This is a genomic window from Caballeronia sp. LZ019 (assembly GCF_031450825.1).
In the GTDB taxonomy this organism is placed as follows: Bacteria; Pseudomonadota; Gammaproteobacteria; order Burkholderiales; family Burkholderiaceae; genus Caballeronia.
Genome location: NZ_JARTVZ010000005.1, coordinates 1,528,539 through 1,544,868, shown reverse-complemented (window position 1 = coordinate 1,544,868; position 16,330 = coordinate 1,528,539). Strand labels below are relative to the sequence as shown.

Sequence of the window (16,330 nt, the reverse complement as noted above, 5' to 3'; positions counted from 1 at the left end):
CACTGCGAAACGGGCTGCGCAGAAGTGCGCGCAACTGCTGCTGACCGACCAATGCGCAGCAATTCACTGCTGAAAGCGGGCGGCGTGCGGCCCTAACGCAAGCGTCAAATCGCCCCTGGCGGCATGCACGAAAGAACATCGGCGGCTTTGAAGTGGAGCCCATTATATAACCAACATAATACCAGTCAATGTCTGCCGAATCGCCACACCCAACGCATGAATCCTGCTCAGAATCAATAAGTTACAGATTGAACAGCAAGTGCTTTCGGAGAATAATTGCCATCAGGACTTACCCGCATCGGCGCGGATGGTCTGCTTGCCAGTCAATGCACTAGAATTCGGGCAAGTTCGTATTCGCACGATCGTGCTTTCTTTGGCACAATGGGGACATTAGTTCGGAATCGCAACTAATTAATTAAAGCCAGATTTCTGAGAGAGCGAAGGCAGATGGGCTGTTTCGATTCGAGTCGGGCTGTTGAAGCCGTCAGGCGCTTCAACCGGTTTTACGCGCGCCACGCCGGCGCGTTCCATGAACGGCTGCACAAGAGCCATTTTTCGCTGACCGAGGTGCGTATCCTCCATGAGCTTGCGCACGATCGCGCGCACACCGCCGCCGATCTTTCGCGCAATCTCGGGCTGGATACGGGCTACCTCAGCCGCCTCATCTCGAACTTCCAGAAGATGGGGCTGGTCGTGCGGCGCAAGAACGAGTCGGACGGGCGCGCGCATCTGCTGTTCATGACGCCGGAGGCCAAAGCCAAAGTCGATGACCTCGACCTCCACGTGTCATCGGAAACGGCCTCGGTTCTCGATCGGCTCGCGCCCGGCGAGATCGAGCAATTGTCATCGGCGATGGCGGACATCGAACGGCTGCTGTCGCCCTCGTCCTCCGGACTCGCCACGCGCTTGCGCAGTCCGCGGTGCGGCGATTTCGGCTGGATGATCGAGCGGCACGCCCTGCTCGACGTCTCCGAAGGCGCAAGCCTCGCCAATGAAGCCCACGCGGCATCGGTCGTCGCGCGCTTTTTGCGCGCGATGCAAACCAGCGAGCCGGGCATCGCATGCTGGGTGGCGGAGCAGCAAGGCGCCGCTCGGGTCGGCGCGGCGGTGCTGAACGCGGCATCGAAGAACCAGGCGCGCATCGATCTGCTATTCGTCGAGCCGGGGGCGCGTCGCTGCGGTCTGGGAGAACGGCTCGTCGCCGCTTGCGCGAACTTCGCACAGGGCGCGGGCTACGAAAGCGTCACCTGCGAGTTCGACGATGCACGCGAAGACCTGGGCGGCCTCTTCTTGCGCACCGGCTTCAAGCTCCGGCACGACGAAACGGGCGTGGTATGGGAGCGTGAGTTGCGGCGGATCTACGCCGAGTGAGACGGCGCGTCGCGAGTCGCGGCGCAAAGAAAAACGGCGTCCCGAGGGACGCCGTCGAAAGAACGAATACTCGAGTTCTTAGAACGAAGGTACGACCGAGCCCTTGAACTCGTTCTTCAAGAACTGGCGCACGTCTTCGGACTGATACGCGGCGACCAGTTTCTTCACCCAGGGCTGATCCTTGTCCTTCGCGCGTACCGCGATCAGGTTCGCATACGGGCTATGCACGTCTTCGAGCGCAATCGCGTCTTTCGTCGGCTGCAGGCCGGCTGCGAGCGCGAAGTTCGTGTTGATCGCGGCGGCGTCGACATCGGCGAGGGTGCGGGGCAATTGCGCTGCATCGAGTTCGACCAGCTTGATCTTCTTCGGATTCTCGGCAACGTCGAGCGGCGTGGCGTTGTTGCCATTCACGCCCGCGCCTGCCTTCAGCTTGATGACGCCCTGCGACTGCAATAGCAGAAGCGCACGATTCTCGTTCGAAGGATCGTTCGGCACTGTGACCTTTGCGCCTTGCGGCAGGTCCTTCAGCGACTTCAGCTTTTTCGAATACACGCCGAGCGGCGAAATGTAAGTCAGCCCCGCATTCACGATCTTGTAACCGCGCTGCTTGATCTGGCTGTCGAGATACGGCTGATGCTGGAAGCTGTTGGCGTCGAGGTCGCCGGCATCGAGCGCGGCATTCGGCTGCACATAGTCGTTGAACTCGATCACCTTCACGTTCAACCCTTCACGCTTGGCAACCTTCTCCACGACTTGCCAAATCTGCGCATCAGGACCGCTGATGGTGCCGACCTTGATGACCTTGTCGTCGGCATGGGCCGAGAAGCTCGTAACGAACGCCGCGGACGCCACGAAGGCGGCCAAAGCTTTAAGCAAATTTCTGCGCTGCATGGTGTTCCTGTTTCGAATGCAATTGACTGCGGGAGTGCTGATACCGGCTGCCGCATCAGGCGCGTGGCCGGTGCACGAATCTTCGCACAGCGATGGTGCGAGCGGAAATACGGTTTGCTTATGTGAATATCCGCTGGCGGCGGGCCGTACAATGGAACGCACGCAAACTTCGTCGAGGCAGATCAACATGTACGTGATCAATCTGCGCTACACCGGCGCGCTCGCCGAAATCGACGATGCGCTCGACGAACATCGGGCGTTCCTCGAACGCTACTTCGCTGCTGGCATCTTCGTGATGGCCGGGCCGAAGGTGCCGCGCGATGGCGGCGTCATCATCGCGACGGGTGTCGATCCGGAACAACTCGATGCGATCATCGCCGAGGACCCGTTCGCCCGGCAGCAGCTCGCGCATTACGACATCACCGAGTTCAAGGCCACGCGGCTTGCGCCCGGACTCAACTTGCCGGAACCTTCGACGCCATGAAAAAAAGCGGCTCGCGGGCCGCTTTTTTCACGTTTCGCTGGCTGGTGAGCCGATCAATGCATCAGTCGATCAGCAGCTTCAGATCATGCACCCAGGGCTCGACGCCCTGCCCGTCGCGCGCAAAGAGACGCAGTTTGCCGTCCTTGTCGAACACATAGCTCGCGGCGGTGTGATCCATCGTGTAGTCGGCCGGCGTCTTGCCCGCTGCCTTCGCGTAATACACGCGGAAATCCTTGGCGATCTTCTGCAATTGCGCGTCATCCGCCGGACGCAAGCCAATGTACGACGTGTTGAACGCCGTCACGTATTGCCCGAGCAGATCGGGCGTGTCGCGGGCGGGATCGACGGTGACCATCAGCACTTGCACGTCTTTCGACTTGTCGCCCAGTTGCTTCATGGCCTCGGAAAGCTCCGCGAGCGTGGTCGGGCAGACATCCGGGCAATGCGTGTAGCCGAAGAAGAGCACGACCGCCTTGCCCTTGAAGTCCGCGAGCGTGCGGGTCTTGCCGGCTGTATCGGGCAACGAGAAGTCGCTGCCGAACTGCTTGTTGCCGGTGATATCCAGATTCTTGAAGCTAGGCGCCTTATCGCACGCGCACAAAAGCGCCGCGCATGCGAGCAATGCGAGGAGGCGGCGAACGGCGGCCATCATGCGCCGATCACCGTGCGAACGTAGTGGTCGATCAGCAGCGCCGCGAACAGCAGCGACAGATAGACGATCGAATAACGGAAGGCCCGGCGCGCGAGCGCGTCCGAGTAAGCGCGATACAGCTTCCACGCGTAGCCGAGGAACACCGCGCCCAGCGCAATCGCGCTCGCCAGATAGACGACGCCGCTCATTCCGGAGATGAAAGGCATCAGCGTGACGGCGAACAGCACGATGGTGTAGAGGAAGATGTTTAGCAGCGTGTACTTTTCACCGTGGGTGACGGGAAGCATCGGCAGGCCGGCGTTCTCGTAATCCTTGCGGCGATACAGCGCGAGCGCCCAGAAATGCGGCGGCGTCCACACGAAGATGATGAGCACGAGAATCCACGCGTCGCCGGGAACGGAGCCCGTGACGGCGGCCCATCCGAGCGCCGGCGGCATCGCGCCCGACGCGCCGCCGATCACGATGTTTTGCGGCGTATAAGGCTTCAGCAACAGCGTGTAGATGACCGCGTAGCCGACGAACGTCGCGACGGTGAGCCACATCGTCAGCGGATTGGTGAACGTGTAAAGCGTCCACATGCCGATGCCGCCCAACACCGCCGAGAACATCAGAATCTGCGTGCTGGTGATCTGCCCGCGCGCCGACGGACGCCACGCAGTGCGACGCATCTTCGCATCGACTTTCTGCTCGACGAGGCAATTGATGGCGAACGCGCCGGCAGCCAGCAGCCAGATGCCGACCGCGCCGCCGATCAGTTTGGTCCACGGCACCATGCCGGGCGTGGAGAGGAACATGCCGATGACCGCGCAGAAGACGGCCAGTTGCGTGACGCGCGGCTTGGTCAGCGCGATGTACTGCGAGACGCGGCTGCCGAGGGGGGAATTGAGTGTGGTGCTATCCATGGACATGGGCCATCACGCTGAAACGACGTCGCGCGCGGGAAGCGCGGCGCGGCCGGGACGGCTGGAAGAGATTCGAAAGTTTAGCATGACGAGCAGCAGCAGCAGGATCGCCGCCCCGCCGTTGTGCGCGACGGCGACCGGCAGCGGCCATTGCAGGACGATGTTCGACATGCCCGTCAGAAACTGGATGACGATGACCGCCAGCACGCCGTTCGCCGGCTTGCGCAGCGACTCGAAGCGGCGCAGCTTCGCCGCGAGCCACAGCAGATACAGCACCACGACGACCGCGAACGTGCGATGCGTCCAGTGGATCGCGACGAGCGCATCCTGCGAGATCACGTCGCCATCGCCGGTCATGCCGAGCGCGCGCCACAGGTGAAAGCCGTGTTCGAAGTTCATCGGCGGAATCCATTGGCCGTTGCAGAGCGGAAAATCGGTGCAGGCCAGCACAGCATAGTTCGTGCTCACCCAGCCGCCGAGCGCAATCTGCACGACCAGCAGCACGAGTCCGAAGACGGCGGCGGGCATCCAGCGAGCGGCGGCCGAATCGAGCGATGGAACCGGCGTCATGCGCGCCGCGAGCCAGCCGAGCACGCCGAGGAGCGCGAGTCCGAGCAGCAGATGCGTCGTCACGATCACCGGCTGCAGCTTGAGCGTGACGGTCCAGGCACCGAACGCGCCCTGCAGGCAGATCAGCAGCAGAATGCCGGTCGGCCACCACGGCGACACGTGCAGCGGACGGCGCTTGATGCGCGCGGTCCACGCGATGACGACCTGCGCGATGATCAGCACGCCGATCGCCATCGCGAAATAACGATGCAGCATCTCGATCCACGCCTTGACCATGCTGACGGGGCCGGTGGGCATCGCCTGATACGCGGCGGAAATCTGCGCGTGCGCGATGAACGGCGACGACGTCCCGTAACAGCCCGGCCAGTCCGGGCAGCCGAGACCGGAATCGGTCAGGCGCGTGAAGCCGCCGAACATGATCAGGTCGAGCGTGAGAAACGTGGTGAGCCAGACGAGCTTCCTGAACTTGTAGTCATCGGCTTTCACCCAGACATAGGACAGCGGCAAAAGTGCAATGCACACACCGATCAGTCCCAGTTGCAACACGAAATTCATAGTCCACCCTCAACCAATGCGCGACCACTTCAACAGCTTCGCCAGGTCCGCGTTGATCTTCTTCGGGTCCGGGTCCTTCGGGAAGCGCATCATCAGATTGCCGTTGGGATCGACGAGAAAGATGTGATCCGTCAGCTTCGTGCCGTCCGTCACCGGCAGCCAGTCCGCAACGGCGCGCGGATCGGCGATCAGCATGCGCGTGTCCGGCTGCGGATAGGCCGCCTTGATGACATCGGCGACGGGCTTGTCATCGGTGCGCAGCCAGACGTTGACCACGCGGTCGCGCTCCGCCGATTGCAGCACGCGTACCTGTCGCATGTAATAAAGGCGCGTGACGCATTGCTCATTGCAATCGCCGCCGTTGACCGTGATCATCAGCCATTTGCCTTCGAGCGATTTGAACGGAAGCGTTTGCCCCTTTTCATCGGTCACGACGAGTTGCGACGGAATCGGGCGTTGCGGATCGATCAGCTTGCCGTAGCTCGACGTGCCGCCTGCAGGCTTGAAGACGTAGTACATCAGATACGACGCGATCACGGGCGCAGCGCAGACCAGCGCGAGCAGCACGAGCATCCAGCGGCCGCTGGTCCAGGAGCCTTTGGAAGGCGTGCGCTGGCGCGTGGTCGGCTTGTCGGCGGCGGTCGTGGGACGTTGGGAAGGCATCGGATATCAAGAGTGAATTCAGGCGTGGTTCGCGGCTTCGTCGTCGTCGCGAGGATGATCTTCCGCGCCGGTCTTCTTCGCGGCGCGGCGCGCGGCATACAGGCCGAAGCCCACGGCGGCGACGGCCATGCCCCACCACTGGAGCATGTAGCCGTAATTGCGTTCGACGCCGAGCGTCGGCGCGGGCCAGTCGCGCACGAGCCGGTCGTGCGTGTCGTTCGTCTGCTGGATCACGAACGGCTGCAGCGCGAGCCCCGTCTCCGCGGCGAACGCGGGAATGCTCAGGTTCTGGCGAATCTGCTGACGCGCCGCCGATCCGCCCTTTCCCAGTTCGAACGCCTGCGATGGATTCGCGCGTGCGACGCCCTGAATATCGACGATGCCCTTCGGCGTCTCGTACCGTTCGATTCCGGTGCGATCGGCAAGGTTGCGCGGCAGCCATCCGCGATTGACGAGCACATAGCCGCCGCCCTCGAGTTTAAGCGGCATCACGACATAAAAGCCGGGCTGATCGTTATACGGACGATTGTCCAGATACACGACACGCTCCGGCATGAACTCGCCGCGCGCCTCGACGCGATGGAATTCGACCGACTTGAGCGGCAGCGGATCGACGCTCACGCGCTGCGCCGGCGCGTTCTCGAATGCGACGATGCGCGCGTTCAGCGCTTCTTTCTGAAGCGCACGATCGCGCTGCCAGAAACCCAGGCGCACCGTCACAGCCACGACGATGAGGATGAGGACCGTGGGCCAGAAGCGTATTTTCATGCGCGCCGGGACCGCAGTGAAGCGTTGCGCGCCGCGCGGCGCGATGCGTCGAGTGAGATAATGAGATGACTCGTTTCCATACTGCTCAATGCGTTATCCGGGCAACTTGAGCACCATTGCCGGCTGGTTTCATGCACATTATCGTCGCCATCGCTTTCATCCTCATTCTCGGCAGCCTCGGTTCGGCGCTGTACTTCATGATGACCGACCGCGGCAAGACCAAGCGGATGGTCTGGTCGCTCGCCATGCGCGTCGGGCTGTCCATCTCGCTGTTCCTGTTCATCCTCTTCGCGCACTGGATGGGCTGGATCCAGTCGACCGGCATCCCCCTCGGACGATAACCCGGCGCAAAGGTTCTCCAATACGGGACGGATTGTCGCGGGGCGCGGCGTTTTCGCCATCTCGCGCGCGCTAAATTGAAACGCCGCCCCGGAAGCATCGGGGCGGCGCGAATTCACTGCTCGACTGCGCGGTCAGCCAGGCGTGCCGAAGCCGCCCGCCCGAATCCCGCTTACAGCCAGTACACGACGACGTACAGCCCGAGCCACACGACGTCAACGAAGTGCCAGTACCACGCGGCGCCTTCGAATGCGAAGTGGTGCTCCGCCGTGAAGTGTCCGCGAATCAGTCGCACCAGCACGACCGCCAGCATCGTGCCGCCCAGGAACACGTGGAAGCCGTGGAAGCCGGTCAGCAGGAAGAACGTCGAACCGTACACGCCGGACGCAAGCGTCAGATTCAGTTCGTTGTATGCGTGGAAGTATTCGTAGCCCTGGCAGAACAGGAAGATCACGCCGAGCAGCACCGTCGCGGCGAGCCAGCCGATCGCCTTCTTGCGATGATCTTCACGCAGCGCATGGTGCGCCACCGTCAGCGTCGCGCCGGAGCTCAGCAGCAGCGCCGTGTTGATGGTCGGCAGGGGCCACGGCACCATCGCGCGGAAATGCGGGACCAGCGCTGCGGGGCCGTTGTTGGGCCACACGGCGGAGAAGTCCGGCCAGATCAGCTTGTAATCGAGGCTGCCGAGTTCGTGCATCGCGATGGCGCGCGCATAGAAGAGCGCGCCGAAGAACGCGCCGAAGAACATCACTTCGGAGAAGATGAACCAGCTCATGCTCCAGCGATACGACACATCCACGCGCTTGCCGTACATCCCGCCTTCCGATTCGGAGATCGCGTCGCCGAACCAGTGCCACAGCACGAACAGCACGAACAGCAGGCCGAGGAACGTGGTGAACGGCGCGAACGAATGACCGTTGATCCACGCCGCCAGCGAGGCCAGCATCACCAGCAAGCCGCACGCAGCCAGAATCGGATGCCGTGACGGATGCGGCACGAAATAGTACGGGCTCTCGTTTTGACCGCTCATTGTTGATTCTCCACTTCGATCCAGTTGCTTGAATTTTTCTGATGCCGCATCGCCGCGCTCAGGCGCCGCGCGATCGTTGCGTCTATCCGTCTTTTATCCGTCTATCCGACCACCGCCCGCACGACCACCAGCAACAGCACGATGAACAGCACAGCACCGATCACGCCAGCCGCGATCAGGTGCAGCGGGTTGAGCTGCGCCGCATCGTTTTCCAGATCGGCGCGACGCCGCACGCCGAAGAACGACCAGAACACCGCCTTCACGAGCTTCAAGAATCCGCCTTTGCGCGGCGTCCGGGCATTCATGGCGCTCAGGTTCCCTTGGCGACCGACTTCGGCGCATCGAGTTCGAAGAACGTGTACGACAGCGTGATCGTCTTCACGTCTTTCGGCAGCTTCGGATCGACGACGAACACCACCGGCATGCGCTTCGTCTCGTTCGGTTCCAGCGTCTGCTGCGTGAAGCAGAAGCATTCGATCTTCTTGAAGTACTCGGTGGCCTGCTTCGGCGCATAACTCGGAATGGCCTGCGCCTTCACCGTGCGGCCCTGTTCGTTGGTGACCTGATACATCACCGTCATCACTTCGCCCGGATGGATATCCAGGTTCGTCTGTTCCGGCTTGAACTGCAGCGGCCCGCGCGCGTTCGCATCGAACTCGATGGAAACGGTGCGGCTCGCATCGACCTGCGTGTTCTTTGCCTCGCGCGCGCCGACGTCGCGCTGCACGAGATTGTTGATGCCGGTGATCTGGCAGATCGCGCGATACATCGGCACGAGCGCGAACCCGAAGCCGAACATCATCGCGGCGACGACGAAGAGCTTGAAGAGCATCGACCGGTTGAACGAGCGGTCGACGCGCGAATCATCCTGCTGAGTGGACACGTTATCCTCGCGACAACAGGTACTGTCTGACGACGATACCCAGAAAAAAGACGGCGGCGATCAACACCATGATGAGGCCGAGCCGCTTGTTGCCCGCGCGGATTTCGTCGGGCGTGCGTCTTTTTTGTGGATTCGGGGCCATGCTTTCCTGGACTGACTGGCTGCAAGGCGTCCAGCGCTTCAACTGGGCAGCCTTGCAGCACGATGAAACGACTTACTCGACCGTCGGCGGGTTCTCGAACGTATGGAACGGCGCCGGGCTCGGCACGGTCCATTCGAGGCCCTGCGCGCCATCCCACGGCTTGTCGCCGGCCTTCTCGTGCTCGCCGCCGCCGCGATACGTCGGCAGCGCGACCGCGAACAGGAAGTACACCTGCGCGAGACCGAAACCGAACGCGCCGATCGTCGCGATCTGGTTGAAGTCCGTGAACTGCGCCGGATAATCCGCATAGCGGCGCGGCATGCCCGCGAGACCCAGGAAGTGCATCGGGAAGAAGGTGACGTTGAACGTGATCATCGACACCCAGAAGTGGATCTTCCCGCGCATCTCGTTGTACATCCAGCCGGTCCACTTCGGCGACCAGTAATACCAGCCCGAGAACAGCGCGAACAGCGAACCCGCCACCAGCACGTAGTGGAAGTGCGCCACCACGTAGTAAGTGCCGTGCATCTGGATGTCGAGCGGCGCCATCGACAGGATCAGGCCGGTGAAGCCGCCCATCGTGAACACGAACAGGAACCCGATCGCGAACAGCATCGGGGTTTCGAAGGTCAACGCGCCGCGCCACATCGTCGCGACCCAGTTGAAGACCTTCACGCCCGTCGGCACGGCGATCAGCATCGTCGCGTACATGAAGAAGAGCTGGCCCGTCACCGGCATGCCGGTGGCGAACATGTGGTGCGCCCACACCATGAACGAGAGAATCGCGATCGATGCGGTTGCGTACACCATCGAGCTATAGCCGAACAGCGGCTTGCGCGAGAACGCCGGGATCACCTGCGACACGATCCCGAACGCCGGCAAGATCATGATGTACACCTCGGGGTGCCCGAAGAACCAGAAGATGTGCTGGTACATGACCGGATCGCCGCCGCCCGCCGCGTTGAAGAACGACGTGCCGAAGTGGCGGTCGAACAGCACCATCGTGATCGCGCCCGCCAGAACCGGCATTACGGCGATCAGCAGGTACGCGGTGATGAGCCACGTCCACGCGAACATCGGCATCTTCATGAGCGTCATGCCCGGCGCGCGCATGTTCAGAATCGTCACGACGATGTTGATGCCGCCCATGATCGACGACGCGCCCATGATGTGCACCGCGAAAATCGCGAAGTCCATGCCGGGGCCCATCTGCGTCAACAGCGGCGCGTAGAGCGTCCACCCTGCGGCGGTCGCGCCGCCCGGCACGAAGAACGAGCCGACGAGCAGCACCGCAGCAACCGGCAGCAGCCAGAAGCTGAAGTTGTTCATCCGCGCGAACGCCATGTCCGATGCGCCGATCTGCAGCGGCACCATCCAGTTCGCGAAACCGACGAACGCCGGCATGATCGCGCCGAACACCATGATGAGGCCGTGCATGGTGGTCAGCTGGTTGAAGAACTCGGGGCGCATGATCTGCAGGCCCGGCTCGAACAGCTCGGCGCGAATGCCGAGCGCCATCACGCCCCCGGAGAGGAACATGATGAACGAGAACAACAGGTACAGCGTACCGATGTCCTTGTGGTTGGTGGCCCAGAGCCACCTGCGCCAACCATGCGGCACTTCGTGCGCATGGTCGTCGTGCGCGTGGTCGTGACCCGCGACTACATCGTGTCCGATGCTAGACATGACAATCATCTCCTAAAGCGAATACTCGTGGCACTTGGCTTCCCGGCGCTTCTCCGTTGCCTCAGCGAAGGAGAAGCGCGTGCGAGACATGTCAAGCAGCCGGACTGATTTCCACGCGGCGTGCTTCCTTCGCATCCGTGCCGCCCGTGACGGACTCGGGCTTCTTCAATACGATACGTTCTTCGGCCACGCCTGCCGCCTTCAGCGCGTCGCGCACGGCTTGCGCGCGCTGCTTCGCGAGATCGGCGTTGAGGTCGGCGCCGCCGGTTGCATCGGTAAAGCCCGACAGCGCGATCTTCGCGTCCGGATGGGCCTTCGCGTATGCTGCCGCGGCTTCCACTGCGTTCTTTGCGTCGGTCGGCAGCGTGCTCTTGCCCGTCTCGAAGTACACGCTCGCCGGCAAGCCTGCGGCTTGACTCGCCGCTGCGCCCGATGCCGCCGGCGCGCTCGCTTCCGCCGCAGCCGGCGCCGCGGCGCTCGCCGCGTCGGGCGCAAAAGCCGCTGCCGTTGCCGCGCCGCCTTCAGGCATCTTGCCGTTGCGGGCGTCGGCCACTTGCTTCGGCTGCAGCATGTCGCCTGCGTGGTTGCTCCACGCGTTGCGCTCGTAGGTCACGACCGATGCGATTTCGACGTCGTTCAGCGTGGTCTGCCACGGCGGCATGGCGCCCTTGCCGTGCAGCACGATGTTCACGTGCTCGGCGATCGGGCCGCTCGCGACCTTGCTGCCGTCGATGGCCGGGAACTGGCCCGCGCCCTTGCCGGTCGGCTGGTGACAGACCGCGCAGTTCGATGCGTAGACCTGCGCGCCGCGCGTCTTCAGCTCGTCCATCGTGTAGGTCTTGTTCGGATCGTCGGTTGAAGAAGCCATTTTCTTCTTCTGCGCATCGACCCACTTCGTATAGTCGTCGGTGGACAGCACGTTCACGACGACCGGCATGTACGCGTGCTCCTTGCCGCACAGTTCCGTACAGAAGCCGCGATACACGCCGACCTTCTCCGCCTTGAACCACGTGTCGCGCACGAAGCCGGGAATCGCGTCCTGCTTCACGCCGAACGCCGGCACATACCACGAGTGAACGACGTCGTTCGCCGTGGTGATGATGCGGATCTTCCTGTCGACCGGAACGACGAGCGGGTTATCGACTTCCTGCAGATAGAGATCGGAGATCGGCTCCTGGCCGTTCACCTGGCTGCGCGGCGTGGACAGCGTCGAGAGGAAGCTGATGCCCTCGCCCGGCCCCTTCACGTAGTCGTAGCCCCACTTCCACTGATAGCCGGTGACCTTCACGGTGAGATCGGCGTTGGTCGTGTCCTTCATGGCGACGACCGCCTTCGTGGCCGGCAGCGCCATCAGAATGACGATGATGAACGGTACGATCGTCCAGATGATTTCGACCGTGGTGCTTTCGTGGAAATGCGCCGGCTTGAAACCCTTCGACTTGCGATGCTTCACCACCGAATAGAACATCACCCCGAACACGCCGATGAAGATGACGGTACAGATGATGAGCATGAAGATATGGAGGCCGTAGAGCTCCTCGGCGATCTTCGTCACAGGCTGCTGGAAGTTGATTTCGTTCACAGCGGGACCGCCAGGACTGTCGTTGACCGCCAGGGCTACGCCGGCGTTCAGCAGTGCGCCTGCCGCCAGCACGCCCGCGAGGGCTCGCTTGATTGTTTTCATAGCATCCTTACCCAAAATTTCCATTCAAACCCTCGACCCCCGTGGGCATCGCGCCTGGTTGCCCGTTCCTCTTCAGGCAAGGCGTCTCAGTGACGCCTGCAACTCGGCAGCAAACTGCCTGCGACGATGCTGTGCAAGGTGCAGTCCGATTTTCACCGATTGACCGCGCGACACGATCGTAAGCGGCTCTCTCGGCGTCGCACCCGCTTCGACCCGCACCCAGCGCGGGTTGAACTCGAACTGCGTCAATACTTCGGCGTTCATCTGTTCGATCAACAACCGGTTTCGATACAGCCGGATTCTTTCGTAATCGACGGCGTGCCGCGCGTGGATCACGAACGCGACGGCCACGACCATCAACTCGACTCCGGTGAACGGCAGCACCAGCCAGGCGCCATTCAGAAAAAGCGGTGTCGCGATTGCCAGCGAAAACAGCGCAAGCGACAAATAGAAGCACACGAACTGACGCGGCGAGACCGAGCAGTTGCGTTTCATCAGCCAGTCTCTGACAACCGGCTCGGACTCCGTCAGCGTTTGACTCACCTGCATCGCCGCCTCCATCCATCCGCACGCAATCACATACATTTGCTCGAATTTCGCCCAAATTTGTGTCAGTCCGGGCGACAAACTGACGCATTATAGGCGGGTTGGGTGGCATCCACAAGCAAGGGTGGTCGCGTCGCAGAGCCAAGCGCCACAAGCCTCTGCGCCCAATTGACGCAGATTTTCACATGTCTTTTGGGCGCTAATCTCTGACATAACACGCGCCCTCTTTACGGCAATTGCAATGCCGTTCATCGACTTTCCCGCGACTCCCTAGCGGCCGCGTTTCGGCCCCCGCCCGATATCTTCCAGCCGCACGATGCCATGCCCTTCCGCCGTCGTTCGCGGCGCCGCTTTCCACGCGTGACCATAGATGACTTCGAAGGTCAGCGGGATGGCGCCGTCCTCGCGACGCAGCGCCCCGAGCGCCCGATGAACCGCGCCGCGCAAGGCTTCGGCGGCAGCGGCATCGGCTCGATCGGCCTCTGCGCGCTCGAACGGATACGCGCCCCAGCGCGTCACATCCGCGAGCAGCGACTCAGGCGAACGATAGGTGATCGTCAGCACTTCCTGATCCATGACCGGAATCTCGAACCCGCTTTCGACGAGCATGTCGCCGAGATCGTGCATGTCGACGAAATCGATCGTGTGCGGCATCGGCGCGAGGCCCAGCGTGCGCTCGGCTTCGCGATACGCGGCGGCGAGCTCACGCAGGGTATCGGGACCGAAGGTGCTGAACATCAGCAGGCCGTTGACCTTCAGCACGCGTTGCCATTCGGGCAACACGACGTCGGGGCGCGCATGCCAGTGCAGCGCGAGGTTCGACCATAGCAATTCGAATGCGCCGCCCGCGAACGGCAGCGCGGAGAAATCGGCCTGCGCGAGTTGCGGGCCGCGTGCACCGAACGCTCGCGCGAGCGTCAACGGCAGAAAGCGCCGCCAGCCGGCGCCGGATTCGGCTTCCGCGGCCCCGGCGGCGCGGGCGCGCGCGAGCATCGCGGAGGAAATATCGACGCCCAGCACGGATGCCTCGGGGAATCGTTCCCGCAAACGTCCCAGGTCCGCGCCGACGCCGCAGGCCGCATCGAGGACGCGCATCGGCGCGACCTTGATGTACTCCAGACGCTCGCGCATACGATCCGCGATTTCACGCGGCAGGAACGCGACTTCGTCGAAGGCAGCGGCGCGACGGTCGAAAATCTCGCGCAAGCGGCGCGGATCATAGGCCGGTCGGCTAGTTTTGGGGGACGTGGGGGACATGACGATCAGTTCGCGAAGAGTGCGAAGTATACTCGGTCGTCTCGAAATGGGCCGATGCCAGGGCGGTTTCGGCCTTCTCGTACGGATTCCCACGCACGCCCCGTCATGAAACTCGTCCGCCATTTGTCGCCACTTCGCGCTTTCTTTGCAACGCACGCACGCGTTGTGGCAGCGATGGCGCGCCAGACGCTCGACCTTGCGCTGCCAAGTCAGTGCGCGTTATGCGGCAATGTGTCGCAGCAGTTTCTGTGCAACGGATGCGACGGGCAGTACTGGAACGAGCCGCGGTTCCGATGCGCCACCTGTGCGATGCCGCTCGCGCCGTCGCATGTCAGGCGAGAACGCGAAGACGTGCGGCTCCATTGCGCCGCATGTCTCGAGAATCCGCCCGCGTTCAACGACACCATCGCGCTCGCGGACTATCGCGCGCCGCTCGACACGCTGGCCGTCGAACTGAAGTTTCGCGCGCGTCTCGCGGCGGGCGCCGCCTTCGCGCGTCATCTGCACGCGATCTTCGAAGACAGCGCCCTGCCGACGCCCGATGTCCTCGCGCCGGTGCCGTTGTCGCGAAAGCGGCTCATCGCGCGCGGCTACAACCAGGCGTGGGCGATCGCGCGTCCGCTCGCGCGACACCTCGGCGTTCCAGCCGATGCCGCGCTCGTCGCGCGAGTCGTTCATACTGCGGCGCAATCCAGGCTCGACGTCGATACGCGCAGGCGCAATGTCGCGCGCGCGTTCGTCGTTCGGAGCGATGTGCGCGGCAAGCACGTCGGCATCGTCAACGACGTGATGACGTCCGGCGCGACGCTCGATGCCCTCGCCCGCACGCTCAAGCTCGCAGGCGCGCGCCGCGTCACCAACTTCGTCGCGCTGCGCACGCCGAAAGATTGATTAACACAGCCGGAACTCACGCAATCCATGTTCAATGTCGTACTCGTCGAACCCGAAATCCCGCCGAATACCGGCAACGTCATCCGTCTGTGCGCGAACACGGGCGCGCGACTGCATCTCATCGAGCCGCTCGGCTTTCCGCTCGACGACGCGAAGCTGCGCCGCGCCGGTCTCGATTACCACGAGTACGCCGAAATGAATGTGCACGCGGACTGGGATGCGTTCATCGCGAAGGAATCGCCCGATGCCGCGCGCATGTTCGCGTTCACGACGCGCGGTTCGACGCCCTTCTTCGACCACGCGTTCAAGCCGGGCGACTGGTTCGTGTTCGGCGCGGAAACGCGGGGCCTCGCGACGGAATTGCTCGACCGCTTCCCGAGCGAGCAGCGCGTGCGCCTGCCGATGCGTCCGGGCAATCGGAGCCTGAACTTGTCGAATACGGTGGCGATCGTGACGTTCGAAGCGTGGCGTCAGGCAGGCTTCGAAGGCGGGGCCTGATTCGGCAACTCCGCAAGATAAAGCGCGAGCATCGAATCCTGGAAACAGGCGAAGACCACGCGCTCGACTGAAGGCGTGCGCGGCAGCGTCTCGATGACCGTCGATACCGCGATTCGCACCGCCGCTTCGACCGGAAAGCGATAGATGCCGCAACTGATCGCCGGAAACGCGATCGACTTGCAGTGCGCTTCATGCGCGAGTTCCAGCGAGCGTCGATAGCAACGCGCGAGCAGTTCCGGCTCGTCGCGCTTGCCGCCGCTCCAGCGCGGCCCGACCGCGTGAATGACGTGGCGGGCCGGCAAGTCATAGCCAGCGGTGATTTTCGCGTCGCCGGTCTCGCACCCGCCGAGCGTTTGGCACTCGCGCAGCAGACCGCGCCCCGCTCTGCGATGGATCGCGCCGTCAACACCGCCTCCGCCCAGCAGCGACTTGTTCGCCGCATTGACGATGGCGTCGACGTCGAGCGTGGTGATATCGGCGACTACGGCTTCGAGCCGGGCCATGACGCGCTCCGATAC

The 16,330-nt window shown here is 62.9% G+C and carries 20 protein-coding genes; 5 read left to right on the top strand and 15 right to left on the bottom strand.

Annotated elements, in window-relative coordinates; genetic code table 11:
* The first annotated feature begins 447 nt into the window (after nucleotides 1–447).
* A complete protein-coding gene (locus tag P9255_RS20695) occupies nucleotides 448–1,371 on the top strand; it encodes a bifunctional helix-turn-helix transcriptional regulator/GNAT family N-acetyltransferase (RefSeq protein ID WP_309763455.1) in 924 nt (307 codons plus the stop codon).
* A 78-nt stretch (nucleotides 1,372–1,449) separates the two neighbouring features.
* On the opposite strand, the gene P9255_RS20690 is transcribed toward P9255_RS20695, so the two are convergent.
* Nucleotides 1,450–2,262 carry a MetQ/NlpA family lipoprotein gene (locus P9255_RS20690; protein ID WP_309763456.1) on the bottom strand — a complete coding sequence of 271 codons (813 nt, stop codon included), beginning with the start codon at nucleotides 2,260–2,262 and terminating at the stop codon, nucleotides 1,450–1,452.
* A gap of 187 nt (nucleotides 2,263–2,449) precedes the next feature.
* Here P9255_RS20690 and P9255_RS20685 point away from each other — a divergent pair, with 187 nt between their 5' ends.
* Nucleotides 2,450–2,746: a YciI family protein gene (locus P9255_RS20685; RefSeq protein WP_309765360.1), complete on the top strand. Its 297-nt coding sequence runs from the start codon at nucleotides 2,450–2,452 to the stop codon at nucleotides 2,744–2,746.
* Nucleotides 2,747–2,807: 61 nt separating this feature from the next.
* Here the strand turns inward: P9255_RS20685 and P9255_RS20680 are convergent, their stop codons facing one another.
* From P9255_RS20680 to P9255_RS20660, 5 genes are read right to left on the bottom strand one after another with little or no spacing between them, the layout of a single operon-like run.
* Nucleotides 2,808–3,398, bottom strand: coding sequence for an SCO family protein (locus tag P9255_RS20680; protein ID WP_309790389.1), 591 nt, complete (start codon nucleotides 3,396–3,398; stop codon nucleotides 2,808–2,810).
* The gene (cyoE, locus tag P9255_RS20675; protein WP_309763459.1) at nucleotides 3,395–4,300 is read right to left on the bottom strand and encodes a heme o synthase; all 906 of its coding nucleotides are present in this window, start codon (nucleotides 4,298–4,300) and stop codon (nucleotides 3,395–3,397) included. Before cyoE ends, P9255_RS20680 begins: the two co-directional genes overlap by 4 nt.
* A gap of 12 nt (nucleotides 4,301–4,312) precedes the next feature.
* Nucleotides 4,313–5,425, bottom strand: a complete 1,113-nt coding sequence (locus P9255_RS20670; RefSeq protein WP_309790388.1) for a COX15/CtaA family protein — start codon at nucleotides 5,423–5,425, stop codon at nucleotides 4,313–4,315.
* A 9-nt stretch (nucleotides 5,426–5,434) separates the two neighbouring features.
* A complete protein-coding gene (locus tag P9255_RS20665) occupies nucleotides 5,435–6,088 on the bottom strand; it encodes a cytochrome C oxidase subunit I (RefSeq protein ID WP_309763462.1) in 654 nt (217 codons plus the stop codon).
* 18 nt (nucleotides 6,089–6,106) lie between these two features.
* Nucleotides 6,107–6,856 (bottom strand): SURF1 family protein, encoded by a 750-nt coding sequence (locus tag P9255_RS20660; RefSeq protein WP_309763464.1) that lies wholly within the window; start codon nucleotides 6,854–6,856, stop codon nucleotides 6,107–6,109.
* 131 nt (nucleotides 6,857–6,987) lie between these two features.
* Here P9255_RS20660 and P9255_RS20655 point away from each other — a divergent pair, with 131 nt between their 5' ends.
* A complete protein-coding gene (locus P9255_RS20655) occupies nucleotides 6,988–7,197 on the top strand; it encodes a twin transmembrane helix small protein (protein ID WP_035961831.1) in 210 nt (69 codons plus the stop codon).
* Nucleotides 7,198–7,367: 170 nt separating this feature from the next.
* Here the strand turns inward: P9255_RS20655 and P9255_RS20650 are convergent, their stop codons facing one another.
* From P9255_RS20650 to P9255_RS20615, 8 genes are all read right to left on the bottom strand, one after another.
* Complete coding sequence (locus P9255_RS20650) at nucleotides 7,368–8,225, bottom strand: cytochrome c oxidase subunit 3 (protein ID WP_309763465.1); 858 nt, start codon at nucleotides 8,223–8,225, stop codon at nucleotides 7,368–7,370.
* Nucleotides 8,226–8,326: 101 nt separating this feature from the next.
* Complete coding sequence (locus P9255_RS20645) at nucleotides 8,327–8,530, bottom strand: DUF2970 domain-containing protein (RefSeq protein WP_309763467.1); 204 nt, start codon at nucleotides 8,528–8,530, stop codon at nucleotides 8,327–8,329.
* Nucleotides 8,531–8,535: 5 nt separating this feature from the next.
* Nucleotides 8,536–9,108 carry a cytochrome c oxidase assembly protein gene (locus P9255_RS20640; protein ID WP_309763469.1) on the bottom strand — a complete coding sequence of 191 codons (573 nt, stop codon included), beginning with the start codon at nucleotides 9,106–9,108 and terminating at the stop codon, nucleotides 8,536–8,538.
* A 1-nt stretch (nucleotide 9,109) separates the two neighbouring features.
* Nucleotides 9,110–9,250 carry a cytochrome oxidase small assembly protein gene (locus tag P9255_RS20635; RefSeq protein ID WP_309763470.1) on the bottom strand — a complete coding sequence of 47 codons (141 nt, stop codon included), beginning with the start codon at nucleotides 9,248–9,250 and terminating at the stop codon, nucleotides 9,110–9,112.
* Nucleotides 9,251–9,322: 72 nt separating this feature from the next.
* Complete coding sequence (gene ctaD, locus P9255_RS20630; RefSeq protein WP_309790387.1) at nucleotides 9,323–10,936, bottom strand: cytochrome c oxidase subunit I; 1,614 nt, start codon at nucleotides 10,934–10,936, stop codon at nucleotides 9,323–9,325.
* Between the two features lie 91 nt (nucleotides 10,937–11,027).
* The gene (gene coxB / locus P9255_RS20625) at nucleotides 11,028–12,644 is read right to left on the bottom strand and encodes a cytochrome c oxidase subunit II (protein WP_309790386.1); all 1,617 of its coding nucleotides are present in this window, start codon (nucleotides 12,642–12,644) and stop codon (nucleotides 11,028–11,030) included.
* Between the two features lie 48 nt (nucleotides 12,645–12,692).
* Entirely contained in the window at nucleotides 12,693–13,169 is a 477-nt protein-coding gene (locus P9255_RS20620; RefSeq protein ID WP_309763473.1) for a DUF2244 domain-containing protein, read from the bottom strand.
* A gap of 267 nt (nucleotides 13,170–13,436) precedes the next feature.
* On the bottom strand, nucleotides 13,437–14,423 hold the full coding sequence (locus P9255_RS20615; RefSeq protein WP_309790385.1) for a methyltransferase domain-containing protein: 987 nt from the start codon (nucleotides 14,421–14,423) through the stop codon (nucleotides 13,437–13,439).
* A 105-nt stretch (nucleotides 14,424–14,528) separates the two neighbouring features.
* Between P9255_RS20615 and P9255_RS20610 the strand changes: the two genes are divergently transcribed.
* Nucleotides 14,529–15,314 (top strand): phosphoribosyltransferase family protein, encoded by a 786-nt coding sequence (locus P9255_RS20610; RefSeq protein WP_404980380.1) that lies wholly within the window; start codon nucleotides 14,529–14,531, stop codon nucleotides 15,312–15,314.
* A 27-nt stretch (nucleotides 15,315–15,341) separates the two neighbouring features.
* Nucleotides 15,342–15,812 carry a tRNA (uridine(34)/cytosine(34)/5-carboxymethylaminomethyluridine(34)-2'-O)-methyltransferase TrmL gene (gene trmL / locus P9255_RS20605; RefSeq protein WP_309763475.1) on the top strand — a complete coding sequence of 157 codons (471 nt, stop codon included), beginning with the start codon at nucleotides 15,342–15,344 and terminating at the stop codon, nucleotides 15,810–15,812.
* Here trmL and P9255_RS20600 read toward each other — a convergent pair.
* Nucleotides 15,785–16,315 carry an O-acetyl-ADP-ribose deacetylase gene (locus P9255_RS20600; protein WP_309763476.1) on the bottom strand — a complete coding sequence of 177 codons (531 nt, stop codon included), beginning with the start codon at nucleotides 16,313–16,315 and terminating at the stop codon, nucleotides 15,785–15,787. The two genes, trmL and P9255_RS20600, sit on opposite strands and share 28 nt — an antisense overlap.
* Between the last annotated feature and the right edge of the window lie 15 nt (nucleotides 16,316–16,330).

Excerpts from the sequence above, each read along its gene's own strand:
- P9255_RS20615 (WP_309790385.1), bottom strand. The coding sequence starts at position 14,423 with ATGTCCCCCACGTCCCCCAAAACTAGCCGACCGGCCTATGATCCGCGC.
- P9255_RS20685 (WP_309765360.1), top strand. The coding sequence starts at position 2,450 with ATGTACGTGATCAATCTGCGCTACACCGGCGCGCTCGCCGAAATCGAC.
- P9255_RS20600 (WP_309763476.1), bottom strand. The coding sequence starts at position 16,315 with ATGGCCCGGCTCGAAGCCGTAGTCGCCGATATCACCACGCTCGACGTC.
- P9255_RS20655 (WP_035961831.1), top strand. The coding sequence starts at position 6,988 with ATGCACATTATCGTCGCCATCGCTTTCATCCTCATTCTCGGCAGCCTC.
- P9255_RS20670 (WP_309790388.1), bottom strand. The coding sequence starts at position 5,425 with ATGAATTTCGTGTTGCAACTGGGACTGATCGGTGTGTGCATTGCACTT.
- P9255_RS20650 (WP_309763465.1), bottom strand. The coding sequence starts at position 8,225 with ATGAGCGGTCAAAACGAGAGCCCGTACTATTTCGTGCCGCATCCGTCA.
- P9255_RS20635 (WP_309763470.1), bottom strand. The coding sequence starts at position 9,250 with ATGGCCCCGAATCCACAAAAAAGACGCACGCCCGACGAAATCCGCGCG.
- cyoE (WP_309763459.1), bottom strand. The coding sequence starts at position 4,300 with ATGGATAGCACCACACTCAATTCCCCCCTCGGCAGCCGCGTCTCGCAG.
- P9255_RS20660 (WP_309763464.1), bottom strand. The coding sequence starts at position 6,856 with ATGAAAATACGCTTCTGGCCCACGGTCCTCATCCTCATCGTCGTGGCT.
- P9255_RS20610 (WP_404980380.1), top strand. The coding sequence starts at position 14,529 with ATGAAACTCGTCCGCCATTTGTCGCCACTTCGCGCTTTCTTTGCAACG.
- coxB (WP_309790386.1), bottom strand. The coding sequence starts at position 12,644 with ATGGAAATTTTGGGTAAGGATGCTATGAAAACAATCAAGCGAGCCCTC.
- P9255_RS20620 (WP_309763473.1), bottom strand. The coding sequence starts at position 13,169 with ATGCAGGTGAGTCAAACGCTGACGGAGTCCGAGCCGGTTGTCAGAGAC.
- P9255_RS20680 (WP_309790389.1), bottom strand. The coding sequence starts at position 3,398 with ATGATGGCCGCCGTTCGCCGCCTCCTCGCATTGCTCGCATGCGCGGCG.
- P9255_RS20645 (WP_309763467.1), bottom strand. The coding sequence starts at position 8,530 with ATGAATGCCCGGACGCCGCGCAAAGGCGGATTCTTGAAGCTCGTGAAG.
- P9255_RS20665 (WP_309763462.1), bottom strand. The coding sequence starts at position 6,088 with ATGCCTTCCCAACGTCCCACGACCGCCGCCGACAAGCCGACCACGCGC.
- P9255_RS20695 (WP_309763455.1), top strand. The coding sequence starts at position 448 with ATGGGCTGTTTCGATTCGAGTCGGGCTGTTGAAGCCGTCAGGCGCTTC.
- trmL (WP_309763475.1), top strand. The coding sequence starts at position 15,342 with ATGTTCAATGTCGTACTCGTCGAACCCGAAATCCCGCCGAATACCGGC.
- P9255_RS20690 (WP_309763456.1), bottom strand. The coding sequence starts at position 2,262 with ATGCAGCGCAGAAATTTGCTTAAAGCTTTGGCCGCCTTCGTGGCGTCC.
- ctaD (WP_309790387.1), bottom strand. The coding sequence starts at position 10,936 with ATGTCTAGCATCGGACACGATGTAGTCGCGGGTCACGACCACGCGCAC.